The sequence below is a fragment of the Erysipelotrichaceae bacterium 66202529 genome, from assembly GCA_017161075.1.
Lineage (GTDB): Bacteria > Bacillota_I > Bacilli_A > Erysipelotrichales > Erysipelotrichaceae > Clostridium_AQ.
Genome location: CP046174.1, coordinates 4345714 through 4362674 on the forward strand (window position 1 = coordinate 4345714; position 16961 = coordinate 4362674).

The following is a 16961-nucleotide window of genomic DNA, read 5'->3' on the forward strand; positions in this document are numbered from 1 at the left end:
CCTCCTTACTTCCCTCTTAATCCATCCATTCTCCACCGGTAAGATTGATGGATTGTCCTGTCAGATATCCGGAATTATCCGTTAACAGGAATACCGCTGCATTGATAACATCCTGTAAATCCACCAGACGGTGCATAGGAATATTCTTCTTGAAATACGGCATGACCTCTTCCGGATCGATATTCTTTTTCTGTGCATATTCATATTTCAGCTTTTCCCACATTTCTGTATATACGATACCAGGGCAAATGGAATTTACACGAATATTTTGGTCTGCGAATTCCTTTGCAATGGATTGCGTCAGCCCCTGTACACCAAATTTGCTGGCACAGTAAATCGTCTGCCATGCGCTTGCCTTTTTACCGGAAAGAGAAGACATATTCAGAATGGTTCCTCCTTTGTGCTTCAGCATTTTTTCTATTGCGACCTGACAGCATAAGAAGGTTGCTTTCAGATTGACATTGATGGTCAGATTCCACAGCTCCTCACTGCTTTTTAAAAACGGTACCATTTTGCTCACGCCTGCGGAGTTGATCCAGGAGGTGATATTTCCAAGCTCCTGTTCTACCTCATCCGCAGCTTTTTGTACTGCCCGCTTGTCTGTAACATCTGTTTTTTTATAAACGGCTTTTCCGTTTGCGCTTTGAATGCTCTCTGCGACTGCCATACCTCTTGCTTCATCCAGATCAAGAATAGCAATGCCGGCACCTCTTGCCGCAAAGTCCTTCGCCATGGCAGCTCCCATACCACTGCCTGCTCCCGTAATGACAATTACTTTTCCATCCATACGTTCCGTATTCATATCTATCCACCATCACTCTCTTTTATTTCAAATATTCCTGCACACTCACCGGTTTATCCTGCGGCATTACCTGAATGAAGACATTAACATTCTTCTTTAGCAGTGCAGAGAACGCCTCATTTTCTTTTGGACTTGTTGAGATATTCTTATACAATACACTTCGATCAGACCTGGCACCCATGCCTCCGACATCGACTTCATCAATAGCGATTCCATGATCCACCAGATAATTCAAGGCTTCCGGCCCCTTTACCAGCAAAATGGTTGGCGCATCCAGACCCTGTTCAAAAAACTGCACGCCTTCTTCCTTAGTGAAAATACCGATTGCGATTTCTTCCGGTATTGCCATCTCCAGCACCTCAATCATATACTCATCATTCGCTGTACCATCATCCACGATGACAACCTGATCCGCTTTTTTATTTTTGATCCAGGCAGTCATCACCTGTCCGTGAATCAGGCGGTCATCAATTCTTGTTAATACTAAGTTTTGCACGTTGTTTTTTCTCTCCTTTCTTGAATACCGTTGCCTTTACGCCAACAGTACTCGATATGCCTGCTTTCTCTGCAAGCTCCTCCAGCGTTGTCTCCTCACTGCGCTCCAATGCCAGCGTAAGCAGCATCGGCATATTCATACCGGAAACAAGCCCGAGTTTAAAGTCCTTTGAAAGATACGCGGCACTTTGGAAAGGTGTACCACCTGCAATATCAGACAGAATGATGGTTCCTGAGCCGCTGTTATCGCTGCTTTCTTTTAAAACTGCAGCAAGCTTTTCACGATAGGCTTCTGGAGCTTCTCCCGGAATGAGGGGAACTGCCCTCACTCCGTAATCTCCACCTGCAATCATTTGCAGGCTGGCAAGCAAGCCTTCACAGAAGGCGCCGTGACTGATCAAAATGATATTTACCATAGCTGTCCTCTTTTACTTTCTATCCTACATATCCCAGGATACCGGTATAGTAGCCTGCGATACCTACCAGGAATATTGCGATAATGATCCATACTGTATTGATTTTCTTTTTCAGCATCCACCATACAAGCAATGTGATTCCCAGTGGAATCAAGCCGGGAGCAAGAGAATCCAATACGCTTTGAATAGCAGTTGTACCCTCACCAACCTTAATAGCAAGCGGTGTATTTACAGTTACTCTGGTGGCAGCCATAGAGCCGACAACCATCAGACCTACGATACTGAAGGAATTGATAATGCGGTCAATCGTACCATTCTTTAAAATTTTCAATAAAGATGTTTTACCCTGCTTATAGCCGGTCATGAACATGAAATAACCACAGCCGAAGATCAGAATTTCAAAGATTGCAAAGGACAGAATTGGTCCCAAATAGCTTCCATCCAGCGCCATGGAGCAGCCGATACCAAACAGAATTGGGAATAAAATTCCCTGCATGACCGTATCACCGATTCCGGCAACAGGCCCCATCAGTCCAGTACGTACAGCATTGATATCCTTTTCTGTAATATTTTCACCATTTGCATGTGCTTCCTCCATGGAGCAGGCAATACCATTGATGATTGGCCCTACGGTGAATACTTCAGAATTATAGAACACCATATATTTTCTTAGCTCTTTTACCCGTTCCTCATTTGTATCATACAATTCACGAATCGGTGTCAGCATCAGATTCGCAGCACCCAGTGCCTGTAAACGCTCATAGTTGTAGCAGGCTTCGGTACTTGTTGTCCATAACCATGTCTTAACCAGTGTTTTCTTGGAAAGCTTCTTTGTATATTCCGGTAATTCCACAGAATGAGCAGATGTATCCTCTACAGGCTTGGAAACCTCGATTGTTTCTGCCTTTTTGTTCAGGGAAAGGCGTTTTACCTTCTTTGTTTCTGTCTGCTTCTGTGCAGTGTTGCTGTTGAGATACATAACAAGTGCAATGATCGCGGAGAAGATTGATATTGCAGTCAGTCCCAGCCCGGAATATACCGTCAGGAAGAAGCCGCCAAAGAACCATGGAATCAGCTTTTTCTTACCAAGGTAGTTTAACAGCATTGCGATACCTAAGGCTGGCATAATACCGCCGACAACCTGCAATGCACTGATGACGCTTTCCGGTACGGCATTGATCAGATCCGTAGCCCAGCCGCTGCCGGATACTACAAGAAGGAAGGCAGGAATACCATACAGGACAAGTGCCATACAGAAGGAAGGCACGAAGTTCATAAAACGTACACCGCGCAGATTTCCTTTATCCAGCAGCTTGTCAGCCTGATGAATCCATGCGGCATTAACGGTCATATAAACCTGATTTAATAATAAACCAAACATACTGAACGGAATAGCAAAGGTAACTGCCATCGTTGGATCAGCACCGGATAAAATTGTCATCGCTGTACCGAAGATACCGGCTACGATGGTATTGCTTGGCATGGTTCCTCCAGCGGAAATCCATCCCAGATAAATCAACTGAATGTTGGCCCCCGCCAGCATACCTGTCATCGGATCCCCCATGAACAGACCAACCAGAGTACCTGTGGTCAATGGATAAACAAGACATTTTGTGACAGGGCCGAAGAACCACCACTGCCCCATTGTGGCTAATAATGCAACTAAAATTGCTGATAACACCATAACTATTTCCTCCTGTTAGTGCTCACCGCTTACGGAAACCAAGACCTTCCCTTTTTTCGCATAACGCAGGGTCTTTAATTCCTCTCCCATTTCCTCTAACGTAAGCCTTGCACTTATTATTTTATTTGTATTGATCTGTCCGCTTTCCAGCAGATGCACGGCACGCTCACTGCACAGCGGATTCAAATATGACGTATAAATACTGAGCTCCTTTGTATAGGCCTCAAACTGATTAAAGCTGATTGGCTGCTTTGGATCACCCAGACCAAACAGCAGCACCTTCGCATGCTTACCCGCAATGCGGATCGCCTGTTCCATCGTGGACTTCAAGCCGATACATTCGATAACATAATCAATGTTTTCCTGTTTTGCAACATCCTCAATTTCCTGATCACTGAGGGCCATTGTGGCGCCCAGCTGAAGAGCAAGCTTTCGTTTTTCAGCCTCCCGTTCGATCACGATAATCTTTGCAGCGCCTGTTAATCGAATCAGCTGCAGCATCAGGGAACCGATTGCTCCCATACCATACATAGCAACTGTCTTTCCGCTTTGTATCTGAATCAAATCCATTCCGTGGATTGCACAGGATAGCGGTTCTGTAAAGGCTGCCGCTTCCAGATCCAGTGTATCTGCGATATGGTACACATTCTTTTCCGGCGGATATACATACTGTGCAAATCCCTTGGCTACTCCATGGCGCTCCAGGCAAAAGTTTGGCAGTCCCTGCTGGCACCAGATGCATTTACCGCATCCCCAGCCCGGATCACAGGCAACGCGGTCACCCGGTTGAAAATATTTGCAATCCGGCCCTACCTCTGTCACGATACCAGAGCACTCATGTCCTAATATAATCGGCGGTACAACAACACTTGCGCCGTTTTTCCCCTGAAACTTATGAATATCCGTTCCGCATAATCCACACCATGCGACACGTATTTTCACTTCATCCGCTTCCGGCTTACGATCGGGAATATCGCGTACCTCGTAGCCATAATCCCCGATATAATATCCTGCTTTCATAAGCTATCTTCCATCCTCAATATTTTTAAACAAATGAATCTTGCGCTCAACGATTTCTGTTATCGTATCCAGACACGGTACTACATTATCACGATTGGATATGTTTTCACGATGCTCGTCATAGCATTCCTTTGATTTGCGATTCCAGCCTACCAGCAGCTCGGTTCCGACATTGAATTTACGGATTCCCAAATCAATGACGCGCTTCACATCCTCCTCCTTGACTCCAGTTCCACCATGAATAACAAGAGGTATATCAACCACCTCCTGCAGCTCCTTCAGGCGTTCAAAATTGATATTTGTTTTCGATTTGTACTGGCCGTGGTTCGTCCCGATGGCCACCGCCAATGCATCAATTCCTGTCTGCTTTACAAATTCAACAGCATCTGCAGGATCTGTATAACGGACATCCTCCTGGCTCACGGCGATACCGTCCTCAGTTCCTCCCACTGTTCCAAGCTCTGCCTCAACGCTGACATTATGTGCTCTGGCATAATCGACTACCCGCTTTGTACCGAGTATGTTTTCCTTCAGCGTAAGTGAAGAGCCGTCAAACATAACGGAGCTGTACCCGGCATCGATTGCCTTGCGTATCTCATCATAGTCTTTAGCATGATCCAGATGGAGAACGACATTCACTCCGTATTCCTCTGCCATGGAGCGGCAGACAGCAACCAGATTTCTGTGACCCACATAATTTGCGGTTCCACAGCTTGTCTGGATAATGACCGGTGTTTTTTGCTTTACGGCTGCTTTGATAATGGCTGGCAGCATCTCAAGGTTATGCGTATTAAACGCACCTACCGCCATATTCAACGCATCTGCCTCCTGCAGCACCTCTTTTAATGTTGTATACATAATTTCCTCCTTTAATAACCCGTTTCGTAAAAAGTAGAACTTGCATTCCTCCTTTTTGTGGAAATCAGCCGCATCTCAGCGTTAACTTTCTGAAATGTCCGAATATCATAATATCAAAATATACGTACGTTTTGATTTACAAGCACATTATACTTGATTATATAAAAAATACAGCGCTTTCACGCTGAAAACACATTCTGAAATTTTGAAAAATAGTAAAATTCATGAATGTCCATTCATGGTACAATGAAAGAGAAAAAACACGAGGAGGTAAGTATATGTTTATACAAATTGATAAAGGTATATATGAAAAGCTGTCTGAAGCGGAAAAGGGTGTCATACAGTTTTTAAATCAGAATGAAGAAAAGATTCCCTATATGAGTATTACCAATATTGCAGAGAAAACCTTCACATCGCAGTCCACTGTTTCCCGCGCTATTCAAAAATGCGGCTATCAGGGAATCTCCCAGCTGCGCTATGCCATCTCACAGCAGGAGCAGATGAAGGAGCATCATGAGTCCAGCTATGGCGTGAACAATATACTCGCAAAATCCTATCGCGAAAGCACGAAAACCATTGATAATATCAGTCCGGTAGCGATGCTGCAGACTATTGAATACATACGGAAGGCAAAGCGTATTTTCATATTCTCCAGAGGCTTTACCGCATTGATTGCCGAGGAATTTCAGATGTATCTGCAGTTGCTGGGATATAACGCCATTATCGTTAAGGATGTAAAATGGATGGAGAATACGGAGCGCATTGTCACAAAAGACGACATTGCTTTTATATTATCCATCCGCAACTCCACACCGGAGCTTGCAAGAAGTGCAAGAGCCGCCAGAATGAAGGGGGCAAAGGTAATCACCTGCTGCTGTAAATCCCCCTGTGAGCTGGAGAAGTTTTCCGATATCACGATATACGGCCACTCCGAACAGATTATGAAGGTCAGCGGTATGACAGTGTATTCGCGGATACCCCTATTGATTATTACAAGGACTATCATTGAATATATCGGTCAGTAAATACCAGATTACCGTCCTTATTCTCATTACACTATCACAGTAGTTTATTACAATATGTATTACAAACAGGAATATTCAAAATCATATACGTAAAAAGCAGGAGCTTTCCACTCACCCTTTAAACAAACCGCAAAGAGCAGACCAACCGTCTGCTCTTTCCTGTTCAATAACCTCATTAAATTTTAAATACCAGCACAATTTCATAAAAAACCACCTGCAATCCATCTTCTGAGATAGCCTATATATAACTGCAATAGCTGAACATATGCCTTTATAAGCAAAACTGATATATACAGAAAACGGATACCTGTATCCGATCATGGTATCCGTTGTGAATCATATTCATACTGCAGTGAGATACAGCTTTATTTTTTCCGTCTGCCGGCACCTCCGCCATTAGTGGAGCCACCCTGTCCGCGGTTTGGCGCAGGAGATGGGTTGGAGCTGGAAGGCCGTGATGTTGAGGTTGTACGGCGTTCCTGATAACGGCTTTCGTGATAGCGGTCATCCCGGTCATGATAGTGCTCATCATGGTGATGGTGATCGTCATGATGGTGGTGATGATAGAGGTGACGGTGATGGTAATATCTTGGATCATTATAGAATAAAGGATCATTATAATATCTTGGATCATTATAATAACGCTCATCCGTAAAATAATAATCATCATACCGTCTTGTACGTTCTCTCGGTTCTCTTACGATTCTAGACTCTTTCGGCTGTCTTGGCTGTTTTGGATGCTTTTTGCGATAACTCTTATAACCAAAGATACCGCCGCCAATAACCAAAATTACGATAACAGCATCAAATATACTCACATCATTTTCTTCCGTAGCCGTTGTAGCGGCAGTTGTTGTACTGCCCTTTTCTTCTTCCTTATTACTTTTTACCTTAGGTACTACGCTGGTTATCTTCTTTTCAAGTGCATCAACCGTTTTGGTTACCCCGGCACTGTAATCCTTCTTAGCGAAATCCGCTTCCAGATTTTCATTCAGCAAATCACCAAGCATATCGGAAGGCAGGAGCTTTTCCAACCCTTTTCCCTGTGTAATCCAGTAATCGTCCTCACGCTTTGCAAGCACCAGCAGTATTCCCCGGTTTGTTTTATCAGAACCAATCCCCCATGCATTGAATACATCATGCGCATAGGTTTCCAGTTCTTCACCATTCAAATCCTCAACGGTAACTACAACAAGCTGAACGTCATAATCTCTGTAAAGCTTATTATTTATCGAAATAATATGATCCTTCGCTGCCGTATCTAACATACTGGCATAATCGTTTACATAAAAATCCTCAGTTGGATCAGGTACATCAGCTGCCGCTATGTGCAATGCAGTAAAGCACAGCATGCAAAGACAGCCCAGCAGCATTGCGGCACGTTTCATTTTTTTCATATGTTCTCCTTCCTGCTTTATACCTCCATATGGATACTACCTATAGAGGTAAGCTACGATAATTTCATATTTTTAGCTTGTTTCATCCTGCTCTTTATGCAAATACCAGCGCTTCTTTAAACCCGAATATTGAGCAGAAAAGCGATGCAGGAAATTTCTTCTTTTCTGAATTATATTCCTTCGCTTTTTGATTATAGTCTAAATGGGTGAGTGAAGCTGCCGCGGATAAAAACATCGTATGATCTCTTTCTAAATATGAGGCATCCTCTTTCTTCAGCGTCTGCTGCTTCAGGCTTGTATACAGCTTATCTTCCATGTCATTTAGCTGCAAAACCGCTTCTGCTGTTATAGTATTCTTTAACTGGCTGTAAAGAGATTTTTCATTTTTTGTCTGAATACTATACTGATCTGCAGTTTTTATAAGATAATCAAACCGGACAAGCATCGTATCCAGATATTGCTTTGGGGCATCCTCCCCTTCTGAAAAAGCCTTTTGCAGTTTGTGGTATTCCACAGAGGTACCTCGCCAGCCTCCTATCAGAATTGCCGCCAGGACACAGATTATCATCACACATACAGCAGTATTTCTATTCTTTAATACCTTCATCAGGAACCCTTCGCGTTCAGTAATCTGTCTTTCAGATCATGCTCCAGCTTGGCCAGCTCAATCTCTGCCGCTGCCCGTTTTTCTCTGCCCTCATCCTGAATACGTGTAACCTCATCCAGCGTTTCAATAAGCGACTTATTGGTTTTCTGCAGGGTTTCCAGATCGACGATGCCGCGTTCGGATTCCTTTGCTGTCTCAATGGTACTCATTTTTAGAGCCTCCGCATTTTTTGTAAGCAGCTCATTCGTCATATCCGTTACACTCCGCTGAGCTTGCATCGCCTGTCTGGTATGCTCTGCCCCCATGGCAAGCACCATCTGACTTTTCCATAACGGAATCGTATTATTTAATGTACTCTCAATCTTCTCGCTCATGAGAAGATCGTTATTCTGAATCATACGGATTTGCGGTGCACTCTGCAAGGATACCATTCTGGTAAGCTCTAAATCATGCAGGCGCTTTTCAAAGCGGGCGATGAAGGATGCATAATCACTGACCTTCTGTGCCTCCTGTGGGTCACCGCTGGCTTCGGCCTCAGCTTTCATATGCGGATAGATTTCATTTTTCGCTTCTTCCAGCTTGATTTTTCCTGCAAGAATATACATGGTCAATTCCTTATAGTAATCTTCATTCAGCTTATATAGATCATCCATCGTGTGAATGTCCTTCAACAGCTGCATCTGATGCTGCTCCAGAACATTGCAGATTTTATCTACATTCACCTCAGCCCTATCGTAGGCAGCTTTTATGGCCGTCAGCTTATTTCCCTGTTTCTTAAAAAACTTCATCAGACCCTTTTCTTCATGGTCAATATCAAAGCCCTTCAGCTCCACCACAAGGTCTGTAATTGCTCTTCCGGCATCTCCAAGATCCTTGGTACGCACCTTTTCCAGTGTACCCTCACTAAATGCCGCAACCTTTTCCTGTGCCTTTGCCCCATAGCGCAAAATGACAGAAGTCTGTGTCAGATCGATTTGCTGGGAAAACTGCTTTACTGTCTCCTGCTCCTGTTCACTCAGCTTTGATAACTCATCACTATATGCCTGGACAAGCTCCGTTTTTTTCTCTTTCTCAGGCATCTCCAGTATCAGCTCCGGTATATGCTCACTCATCTTTATGACCTCCTTCAGGTTTTATAACCATTTGTTCGATAACTGCCAGCTCTGTATCCAATTCCCTGATTTTATCTTCAAATAAACCCGCATACTGATCCTCAAACAGCTTCACAAACTGCATAACCTGCTGTTCCACCTTATCCATACTGCTTTGAAAGGCAGAGATATTCTTATGTTCATTTTCCAGTTCGTCATATGCTTTTAAAATCTCCAGCAGTGAGGGATAGGAAATATTAACAAACTTCCGCATTCTTCTGCTTTTTTGCGGATCCTTCACAAGGACATTGCGAATATCATCCGATACCTCCAGAATATGCTGAATATTTTTCTGCAACTCTGCTTTTTCAAGCTGCGGCAGGAAATCATTCAGCTGTTTCATATAAGTCTCCATATCCTGCAATATCATATTACAATATTCATCCATACTGTGCAGGTCACTGATCTGAGCTTCTTCAATCTCCTCTGCTGGCAGAATTTTTCTGCAAAGCAAATATACAGCGGCTGCACATAACAAGCAGATACCATAATCCAGCCAGCGATAGAAAGGGAATAGAATGGCATAGATTAAAACAAACACACCGGTTATATAATATGAAAACGGTGATGGCAGTCTTTTGATTTTTTTCTCCACATACGCACCTTCTTTTTTTCTATTCTAATCATAGCAGAAATCTGATGTAATTACTATATGTAAACACTTCCATTTAGACTTGTAATTTCTAAAAGCTGTTTTAAAACAGAAACTGAAAAACTGTATAATATCATATGAATTTAAAGATTCAGAATAAGAAAATGATATGCTTTTTCCATTTTAAAAGTATACATAAGCAGGATTTATCATATTTTTCCCACCATCTTTAATAATCTGGTAAATTTTCTCAGCTGCTTGTCACTGTATGAAATAACAGATGTTTTTTAATACCAGCATTTTATATGCCACTATCATATTATGAATCAGTTTATCAGCAAAGGGCTTAAAACATAAAAGCACAGCTACCTATCACGGATACTGTGCTTATGCGTATGCAGCATATTCATTTTGTTATAGCATTTCACATTTGTTTTGTATGCGGTTATTTTTTCAATATCCGTTGCAGGCTGTTCACATCCAGCAGCAAATTGACGGTTTCAAATTTACCCTTATAGCATACGGCCCAGTTATTAAAGACGCAGGGCAGCTCTTTTGCCTTTTCCAGCGTATCTACGCAATGAAAGGTTACAGGAACAGCCTTTTCTTCACAATACTGTTTTATGATATCTATATTTTTTAAAACATAGGGACATTGCATATCATAGTAAATTGTCAGCTCCTGATTTTCTATGTGCTGCTCCTTTACAGATGCGGCAAAGCCCGGCAGTGTGCCATCAAAGGAAAGCGCCAGCAGCTCATAGCCGCTGTCAGTTTCATCCACCTTCTGAAAGCCGAATTGCTTTGCGAAGGTCTGGTCTGTAAGCCATGCCTTCTGTTTTTTCGCTCCAAGCAGACAGATGCCGGACTTTCCCTTTGCTTTGGCATCAGCAATGCAGTATTCCATCAGCTTTTTTCCATAGCCCTTCCCCTTCCATTCACCAGATACCCATAAACAGTAAATGTAATAATAATTATGCCCGGTTACAGGAACCCAGGCTGTTTCCAAGGGTGCATATTCAATAAATACCGTTCCCTTAACCTGCAGCTTTCTAAAAACATGACCTTCCTTTAAACGCTTGGAAAGCCAGTCCTTCTTTGCAGTAATTCCTGCATGGGGCTTTCTGCTTCGTATGATGCAGCATAAATGCTCTTCTTCAAGATTTTCTTCCGTAAGATTGATAAATTCATCCATCAGTATGTCCTCTTTGCTTTCTTTTTCATATTATACTACAGCTACAAAGGATTTCTCAGTCAAAATTCTTGCCTTTGTAAAAATTCTCATTATGAAGCTTATGGGCTGTTATACGAAATTTATATGTTCTCCTCGCATCTTGACAATATAATTATAAACAAAAGAGACATAAATTCTTGATTTCACTTGTTATATACGTTATTTTATAGAAAACGACTATATTTCATCTATAGGAATATAGGATAAATTTAGTGAACGATAATTCAAAGTCTTAATAAAAAAGAAAAGAAGAGCTCAGAGCCTATTTATTCAAATAGTATATGAGCTCTCATCTTATGATTATTTTGAAGAATCATATGCCAAATGATATATTTTCTCTACATCCTCAGCATTAAGAGGTACAAATTCCCCCAGGACTCCAGGTTTCGCAGTAACAAATGCCGGCTGATCAACAGATCTCACTGCCATTTCATGAAATTTGTCATTTTCGATATTGAGTTCAGACAGCTTCGTTTTTAAACCTATATCATGAAAGAAGGCCTCTAAATTCTCAATACACATATCTGCAGCCTGTCTGGAAGGTGTATTGTCAGAAATAAGGAAGATTGCTTTTCCAAGTCTTGCGAACCGGGCTTCTGCCTGAGGTAGAACATACTTCATCCACGCAGGCAACACAACTGCCAAAGCGGCACCATGCGGCAGGTGATAGAATACAGTAAGATCATAGGATATAAAATGGCTCGACCAGTCCGCCTGTCTTCCTGTCTCCATGATCGGATGCTGCGCCATGGTTGCACTCCACATGACTTCCGACCGGTTATTATAATTATCAGGCTCCTGTATTGTTTTTCTTCCATACCTCATTATATTTTTCATACCGGCTTCCAGTAGACAATCAGTCATATCGGAACACTGATCAACTGTAAAATACTGTTCAAGGTAATGAGAAAGTGTATCAGCAATACCGCATGCGGTCTGATATGGAGAGAGCGTTTTCGTTAAGAGAGGATTTAATAAAGAAAATTTCGGGTAAAGACATGAATCTGAAAAATCCCTTTTTTTAAGATCTGAATCCCTTGTTATCACACAACATCCTGATATCTCTGAAGCAGTGCCTGCTAATGTCACAATGGTACCTATAGGCAATGCTCCCTTTACCGGTTTGTCATGAAATATGATATCTTCAACCTTCTGATTATTTACGCAGCCCATGGCGATTGCTTTTGAAGAATCTATTACGCTTCCGCCTCCAACTGCCAGTATAAAATCTATCTGTTCATTTCTACATATTTCAATTATATCATTTACCAATGATAATTTAGGATTTGGAACAACACCTCCTGCTTCGATAAAATCCAATCCGGCAGCTCTGATAGACTGGAGCACTTCTTCATATATACCCGTAATATGTATGGCATCATCATGATGAATCAGTACCTTATGACCTCCATATTTTTTTATATATTCCCCTACTCTTCTCTGAGCATGTTTTTCCATCACCAATTCCACGGGAGAATAGCAACTGAAATCCTTCATTTCCTTCATTCCTTTCCCAGAAGCAGCTGCATGGCACCTGCATCTTTTTTGAACTGCATATAAATATCTGTTTCCAAGGCTGAGCTCCACGGTACATCATCTGCATATACTTCATATATATGCAAAGATTCTTTATTCCAATTATCATTTCGTTTTCTATACAGCAGCTTACCGTCAGAAAACAGATATAAAGGCGCTCCCTTACGCTGTGCGATATCTTCATAGCTGCATTCTACATCCTCTTTGATTAAATCAGCAAATATGAAGGGAACGTTTCCTGTGTTGATAGATAAATGATAATAATCATTTGGTACTAGAACACGGTCTCCCTTTTTCATATGTATCAGAATTACTTCCCAATAATCTTTATGGTTCCTGAATAATTGAAAGCATCCCTGTCCATGAAGAATCTCAAAGGCCTCCACTCTCCTTGTATGATTATCGGGATTTTCAGCATGGATATGTCCATGTGTTTTCATACATTCCCCGTGCAGTAAGGCTGGCAATAATATGGAATATTCATATGTAATACCGTACTTCTGGAACAGTACCTGATCTTCATCCCTACAGATACCGCCATATGTGTAATACAAAGGCTGATCATCACCTATATGCGCTGTATTTTCAAATAAGCTACGCATGGTCTTCATATATCTTACCCCATGATACCGGGGCTTGATATTATTCTGTAATAAGAGTGTACCATCTTCATCATTGAACTGTGACATCAATGTATTTTCATTAAAATTCCACAGCATAGGCTCACTCCAGATTTGTGTGATTATAATCCATCACAGCCTCTTTAATGTTTAAGTTATTCATTATCCGGATAATAATGCCATCCGTACATATCAGAAGGCTTTGTTCAAACAAGTTTCCTCCAGGCTGTACACTCTTTTCCACTTTATCAACGGGAATACAAAGTGTTATATCCGCTGCATCAGATAGCCTGGATTCTGTATTTGCTGTTAAAACTGCAACATTTGCATGATATTCTTTTTTAGCCCGTTCAGCAATTCGTACCATGGAGGATGTCATTCCTGATCCGGAACCGATTATTAGCAGATCGCCTTCCCGTATAGAGGGTGTAACAGTTTCCTGTACCACATATGATGTCAGTCCAAGGTGCATAAGGCGCATAGCAAATGCTTTCATCATTAAGCCGCTCCTGCCACAGCCTGCGCAATAAATTCTATTCGCACTGCATATAGCCTCTATCAGTTTGTTTATTTCTTCTTCTGAAATTGCATTCAGAATCAATGCCAGATTGTCTGTGATTTCATTATAAAGCCTCGTCATACAATACCTCCCGAATTTGCTCAATAGATTTTTTAGGATCATCAGAGCCTGTTATATAGCTTCCAACAATTACAATTTCCGGTTGAATCTGCTTTAAATATACACATTTATCAGGATTGATACCTCCAGCAACTGCACAATGCTCTTTTCCTATCTGTGCAGAAATTTCACCTATTCTCTTATGATAACTGACTTTCTGTTGCTCATCTGTCGGTGTGTGAACACAAACATAATCCGCACCCCATGCGATTACATCCTTCGCACGCTCAAGATAGTTATCAACATTACACATATCAACCAGAACCTTAATATGTCTTTCCTTCGCTGCCTGAATAGCTCCCTGAATGGTATCATTTCCTGCAGCGCCAAGAACCGTAAATATATCAGCCCCAAAATTGGCGGCCATACACCCGAAATAATATCCCCCATCCATGATCTTTTGATCGCATAAAACCAATTTATCCGGATATAAGTTTTTAAGCCTGCTGACCGCTTCTATCCCAAAGCGTATAAGCATATCAGTTCCACATTCGATAATATCAACTTTATCGGCTGTTTCACGCAGAACAGAAAGTGCTTTTTCCATATCATCAAAATCCATTGCAATTTGTAATTTCATAGTAACCTCCATCTTTCAGCTAGCGCCTGCATATTACTCACAAAAGCATTTAATAAATCAGTAGCTATTCGTATTTAAGCGGACAGAATTTTAAAGTATGCCAGTCCAATACACAAAACAATCGTTAATAAGAGCAGAAGCATGATGCCTATTTTCTTCTTCGTGATAAAATACCAGTAAAGCCATACAACAGCAAGCCCTGCAAGACCTGGCATAACACCATCCAATATACTTTGAAGAGTAGTCGCCGACTTTTCCGGTCCAAAAGAAAGAGCAAAGTTTATATATACATAGTCCTTTGTCATACTTCCAAAAGCCATCATTGCTATTAAGCTTGCCGCATAACGGAATTTCTCCATCAGCCCACTGCTCTCCAGTCTGGCTATAAAATTTGCTCCTGTATGATATCCTATCTTCACTCCCCCAAACCGGCAGATAAACGCCGGAACATTATACATTAGGAAATAAATCAAAACACCGACTGGATTTCCCTGTAAGCAAAACCCTGTACCGATTGCCACTCCTAAAATACGAAGCGTACTAAGGAATATCGCATCAAATATTCCGGCAGCAGGCCCTATTAAAGCTGCTTTTATTGCACTGATTGCGGATGTATCAAAGGAATCATTCTTTGCATTTTCCTCTTCCATGGAACAGACAAGACCAGCAATAAATGGTGTTGCCTGCGGAGAGGTGTTATAAAACTCTCTTACATGCCGCTGTAATGCTTCACGGTATTTATCAGGCTGATCCTTATATATTTTTCTAAGCGCAGACATCATCATGAATGCAAAACCAAGATGCTGCTGTCTTTCATAATGCCAGGATGCCTCCAGAGGTAATGAACGCCAGACAAGTGTCCGTAAATCTTTATCATTCAGCAAATACTGCTTTGTATCAGAACGTTTCATCTGCCAATTCCTCCTTATCTTTCATATTCCAATCAATCGTTGCGGCAATGATAATAGCACCTATAATCAGGATACCTATAATAGGCATACCGATATATGCTGATAAAACAAAGCCCAGGAAATAATATGGTAATGTTTTTCGACTGAAAACCATATTCAGCAGCATAGCAAATCCCAAAGCAGGCAGAATACCTCCCGCTATTGACATTCCGTCAAGAATAAATTGAGGTAAAGCAGATATTGCACCCGTAACTGCATCAGCCCCGAAATAAAATGCTAGAAAAACCCACACAAAGGAATTTATCGCTTTCAAGGCTGTTGCGCCAAAATGAATTGCTATAACTCCTTTTTCATTACCGGCTTTTGCAAAGGTATCCGCATAGGAACACATTGCAGTAACAATCATATAAATGACCTGTTTAATTCCAAGTGAAATCAATGCAATCGGCATTGCAAGAGCCAAAGCTGCCTTGATTCCCAGATCTCCACTTATCGCAAAGGCTGTCGCAAGTACCCCTCCAACTAAAGAATCAGGAGGAATATAGCTTCCCATGGATATCGCCCCCATAAAAAACAATTCCAATGTTGCCCCAACTATAACTCCCGTTTGAATATCCCCCAAAGCAAGGCCTACTAAAAGCCCTGTAAAAATCGGACGATCCGTATACAAGCTGCCTACTGCTGCATCTACCTGCCCCCAAGCGGCGATAAGTCCCACCAATATTGCCTGTAATAACATAAAATTTTCTCCTTTCACTTTAATACATTTGATAAGGGAACTTCATTCTCTGAAGGCACCTGCTGCAGGTATATATAATATCCCTCTTTCATCATTTCCCTCAGCGATTCGATTTCATCCGGTGTACAATAAACGGCATCGTTCAGTTTATAATTTGATGTTTCTGTGGGCATGATTCCTCCCAGATTCAATTTACGAATATTGCATCCTTTCATCAGTCTTCTGGCATAGGTTAATTTTTCTGTGAGAATAAACATATGATATTTGTCCGTAATTCCACTATTTATGGCATGTATGGCATCCTCAACATTCTTAATAACCAATTTCACTCCTGCCGGTTTACTCAGCTTTACTGTAGCCAGCCGGATCGGATCCTGAAGCAGGGTATCACTGACAATCAATATACAGTCACAACCAAGCTTAGCAGTCCAATAAACACCTGTTTGTCCGTGAATCAGCCGAAAATCCAAACGCAGCATTTCAATCATATCTATCACCTCCCTTATCATGATTCCTTGGATCTATCTGCATTGTACCAACAGAAAATAAAATGCAGGGAAATGACACCAATGTTTCCACACTACACAGAATATTTATCTTCAAAACATAAGGATT

At 41.7% G+C, this 16961-nt stretch carries 19 protein-coding genes; 1 reads left to right on the forward strand and 18 read right to left on the reverse strand.

The genetic code is table 11. From position 1 onward, the window contains the following. Positions 1–16: 16 nt before the first annotated feature. The 6 genes from GKZ87_20525 to GKZ87_20550 are packed head-to-tail and all read right to left on the reverse strand — an operon-like array spanning position 17 to position 5275. A complete protein-coding gene (locus GKZ87_20525) occupies positions 17–802 on the reverse strand; it encodes an SDR family oxidoreductase (protein QSI27715.1) in 786 nt (261 codons plus the stop codon). Between the two features lie 22 nt (positions 803–824). Beyond that, on the reverse strand, positions 825–1298 hold the full coding sequence (locus GKZ87_20530) for a PTS mannose/fructose/sorbose transporter subunit IIB (GenBank protein QSI27716.1): 474 nt from the start codon (positions 1296–1298) through the stop codon (positions 825–827). After that, positions 1270–1713 carry a PTS mannose transporter subunit IIAB gene (locus tag GKZ87_20535; protein ID QSI27717.1) on the reverse strand — a complete coding sequence of 148 codons (444 nt, stop codon included), beginning with the start codon at positions 1711–1713 and terminating at the stop codon, positions 1270–1272. Before GKZ87_20535 ends, GKZ87_20530 begins: the two co-directional genes overlap by 29 nt. Before the next feature lie 19 nt (positions 1714–1732). Continuing rightward, a complete protein-coding gene (locus tag GKZ87_20540; GenBank protein QSI27718.1) occupies positions 1733–3397 on the reverse strand; it encodes a PTS mannose transporter subunit IICD in 1665 nt (554 codons plus the stop codon). Positions 3398–3412: 15 nt separating this feature from the next. Next, on the reverse strand, positions 3413–4417 hold the full coding sequence (locus tag GKZ87_20545) for an alcohol dehydrogenase catalytic domain-containing protein (GenBank protein QSI27719.1): 1005 nt from the start codon (positions 4415–4417) through the stop codon (positions 3413–3415). Positions 4418–4420: 3 nt separating this feature from the next. Beyond that, positions 4421–5275, reverse strand: coding sequence for a ketose-bisphosphate aldolase (locus tag GKZ87_20550; protein ID QSI27720.1), 855 nt, complete (start codon positions 5273–5275; stop codon positions 4421–4423). A 278-nt stretch (positions 5276–5553) separates the two neighbouring features. On the opposite strand from GKZ87_20550, the gene GKZ87_20555 reads away from it, so the two are divergent. Then, positions 5554–6300: an SIS domain-containing protein gene (locus GKZ87_20555; protein QSI27721.1), complete on the forward strand. Its 747-nt coding sequence runs from the start codon at positions 5554–5556 to the stop codon at positions 6298–6300. Between the two features lie 365 nt (positions 6301–6665). Here GKZ87_20555 and GKZ87_20560 read toward each other — a convergent pair whose 3' ends face one another. The 12 genes from GKZ87_20560 to GKZ87_20615 all read right to left on the reverse strand — a co-directional run bounded on the left by GKZ87_20560 (position 6666) and on the right by GKZ87_20615 (position 16855). Continuing rightward, the gene (locus tag GKZ87_20560; GenBank protein QSI27722.1) at positions 6666–7697 is read right to left on the reverse strand and encodes a hypothetical protein; all 1032 of its coding nucleotides are present in this window, start codon (positions 7695–7697) and stop codon (positions 6666–6668) included. 94 nt (positions 7698–7791) lie between these two features. After that, a complete protein-coding gene (locus tag GKZ87_20565; protein QSI27723.1) occupies positions 7792–8304 on the reverse strand; it encodes a hypothetical protein in 513 nt (170 codons plus the stop codon). Then, positions 8304–9416, reverse strand: a complete 1113-nt coding sequence (locus GKZ87_20570) for a toxic anion resistance protein (GenBank protein ID QSI27724.1) — start codon at positions 9414–9416, stop codon at positions 8304–8306. The genes GKZ87_20565 and GKZ87_20570 overlap by 1 nt, the downstream gene beginning before the upstream one ends. Then, positions 9409–10050, reverse strand: coding sequence for a hypothetical protein (locus GKZ87_20575; protein ID QSI27725.1), 642 nt, complete (start codon positions 10048–10050; stop codon positions 9409–9411). Before GKZ87_20575 ends, GKZ87_20570 begins: the two co-directional genes overlap by 8 nt. Before the next feature lie 442 nt (positions 10051–10492). Then, positions 10493–11242, reverse strand: coding sequence for a GNAT family N-acetyltransferase (locus tag GKZ87_20580; protein QSI27726.1), 750 nt, complete (start codon positions 11240–11242; stop codon positions 10493–10495). A 339-nt stretch (positions 11243–11581) separates the two neighbouring features. After that, positions 11582–12787, reverse strand: coding sequence for an iron-containing alcohol dehydrogenase (locus tag GKZ87_20585; protein ID QSI27727.1), 1206 nt, complete (start codon positions 12785–12787; stop codon positions 11582–11584). After that, positions 12784–13536, reverse strand: coding sequence for a glucose-6-phosphate isomerase (locus tag GKZ87_20590; protein QSI27728.1), 753 nt, complete (start codon positions 13534–13536; stop codon positions 12784–12786). Before GKZ87_20590 ends, GKZ87_20585 begins: the two co-directional genes overlap by 4 nt. A 4-nt stretch (positions 13537–13540) precedes the next feature. Beyond that, positions 13541–14077 (reverse strand): 6-phospho-3-hexuloisomerase, encoded by a 537-nt coding sequence (gene hxlB / locus GKZ87_20595; protein ID QSI27729.1) that lies wholly within the window; start codon positions 14075–14077, stop codon positions 13541–13543. Beyond that, entirely contained in the window at positions 14061–14708 is a 648-nt protein-coding gene (locus GKZ87_20600; protein QSI27730.1) for a 3-hexulose-6-phosphate synthase, read from the reverse strand. Before GKZ87_20600 ends, hxlB begins: the two co-directional genes overlap by 17 nt. A 62-nt stretch (positions 14709–14770) precedes the next feature. Next, a complete protein-coding gene (locus GKZ87_20605) occupies positions 14771–15607 on the reverse strand; it encodes a PTS mannose transporter subunit IID (protein QSI27731.1) in 837 nt (278 codons plus the stop codon). After that, positions 15594–16364 (reverse strand): PTS sugar transporter, encoded by a 771-nt coding sequence (locus GKZ87_20610; GenBank protein ID QSI27732.1) that lies wholly within the window; start codon positions 16362–16364, stop codon positions 15594–15596. The genes GKZ87_20605 and GKZ87_20610 overlap by 14 nt, the downstream gene beginning before the upstream one ends. Then, positions 16361–16855, reverse strand: coding sequence for a PTS mannose/fructose/sorbose transporter subunit IIB (locus GKZ87_20615; GenBank protein ID QSI27733.1), 495 nt, complete (start codon positions 16853–16855; stop codon positions 16361–16363). The genes GKZ87_20610 and GKZ87_20615 overlap by 4 nt, the downstream gene beginning before the upstream one ends. Positions 16856–16961 lie beyond the last annotated feature (106 nt).

Bases quoted from the DNA above. Each gene is read 5' to 3' on its own strand.
- GKZ87_20525 (QSI27715.1), bottom strand. From the start codon at position 802: ATGAATACGGAACGTATGGATGGAAAAGTAATTGTCATTACGGGAGCA.
- GKZ87_20535 (QSI27717.1), bottom strand. From the start codon at position 1,713: ATGGTAAATATCATTTTGATCAGTCACGGCGCCTTCTGTGAAGGCTTG.
- GKZ87_20540 (QSI27718.1), bottom strand. From the start codon at position 3,397: ATGGTGTTATCAGCAATTTTAGTTGCATTATTAGCCACAATGGGGCAG.
- GKZ87_20545 (QSI27719.1), bottom strand. From the start codon at position 4,417: ATGAAAGCAGGATATTATATCGGGGATTATGGCTACGAGGTACGCGAT.
- GKZ87_20550 (QSI27720.1), bottom strand. From the start codon at position 5,275: ATGTATACAACATTAAAAGAGGTGCTGCAGGAGGCAGATGCGTTGAAT.
- GKZ87_20555 (QSI27721.1), top strand. From the start codon at position 5,554: ATGTTTATACAAATTGATAAAGGTATATATGAAAAGCTGTCTGAAGCG.
- GKZ87_20560 (QSI27722.1), bottom strand. From the start codon at position 7,697: ATGAAAAAAATGAAACGTGCCGCAATGCTGCTGGGCTGTCTTTGCATG.
- GKZ87_20565 (QSI27723.1), bottom strand. From the start codon at position 8,304: ATGAAGGTATTAAAGAATAGAAATACTGCTGTATGTGTGATGATAATC.
- GKZ87_20570 (QSI27724.1), bottom strand. From the start codon at position 9,416: ATGAGTGAGCATATACCGGAGCTGATACTGGAGATGCCTGAGAAAGAG.
- GKZ87_20580 (QSI27726.1), bottom strand. From the start codon at position 11,242: ATGGATGAATTTATCAATCTTACGGAAGAAAATCTTGAAGAAGAGCAT.
- GKZ87_20585 (QSI27727.1), bottom strand. From the start codon at position 12,787: ATGAAGGAAATGAAGGATTTCAGTTGCTATTCTCCCGTGGAATTGGTG.
- GKZ87_20590 (QSI27728.1), bottom strand. From the start codon at position 13,536: ATGCTGTGGAATTTTAATGAAAATACATTGATGTCACAGTTCAATGAT.
- hxlB (QSI27729.1), bottom strand. From the start codon at position 14,077: ATGACGAGGCTTTATAATGAAATCACAGACAATCTGGCATTGATTCTG.
- GKZ87_20600 (QSI27730.1), bottom strand. From the start codon at position 14,708: ATGGAGGTTACTATGAAATTACAAATTGCAATGGATTTTGATGATATG.
- GKZ87_20605 (QSI27731.1), bottom strand. From the start codon at position 15,607: ATGAAACGTTCTGATACAAAGCAGTATTTGCTGAATGATAAAGATTTA.
- GKZ87_20615 (QSI27733.1), bottom strand. From the start codon at position 16,855: ATGATAAGGGAGGTGATAGATATGATTGAAATGCTGCGTTTGGATTTT.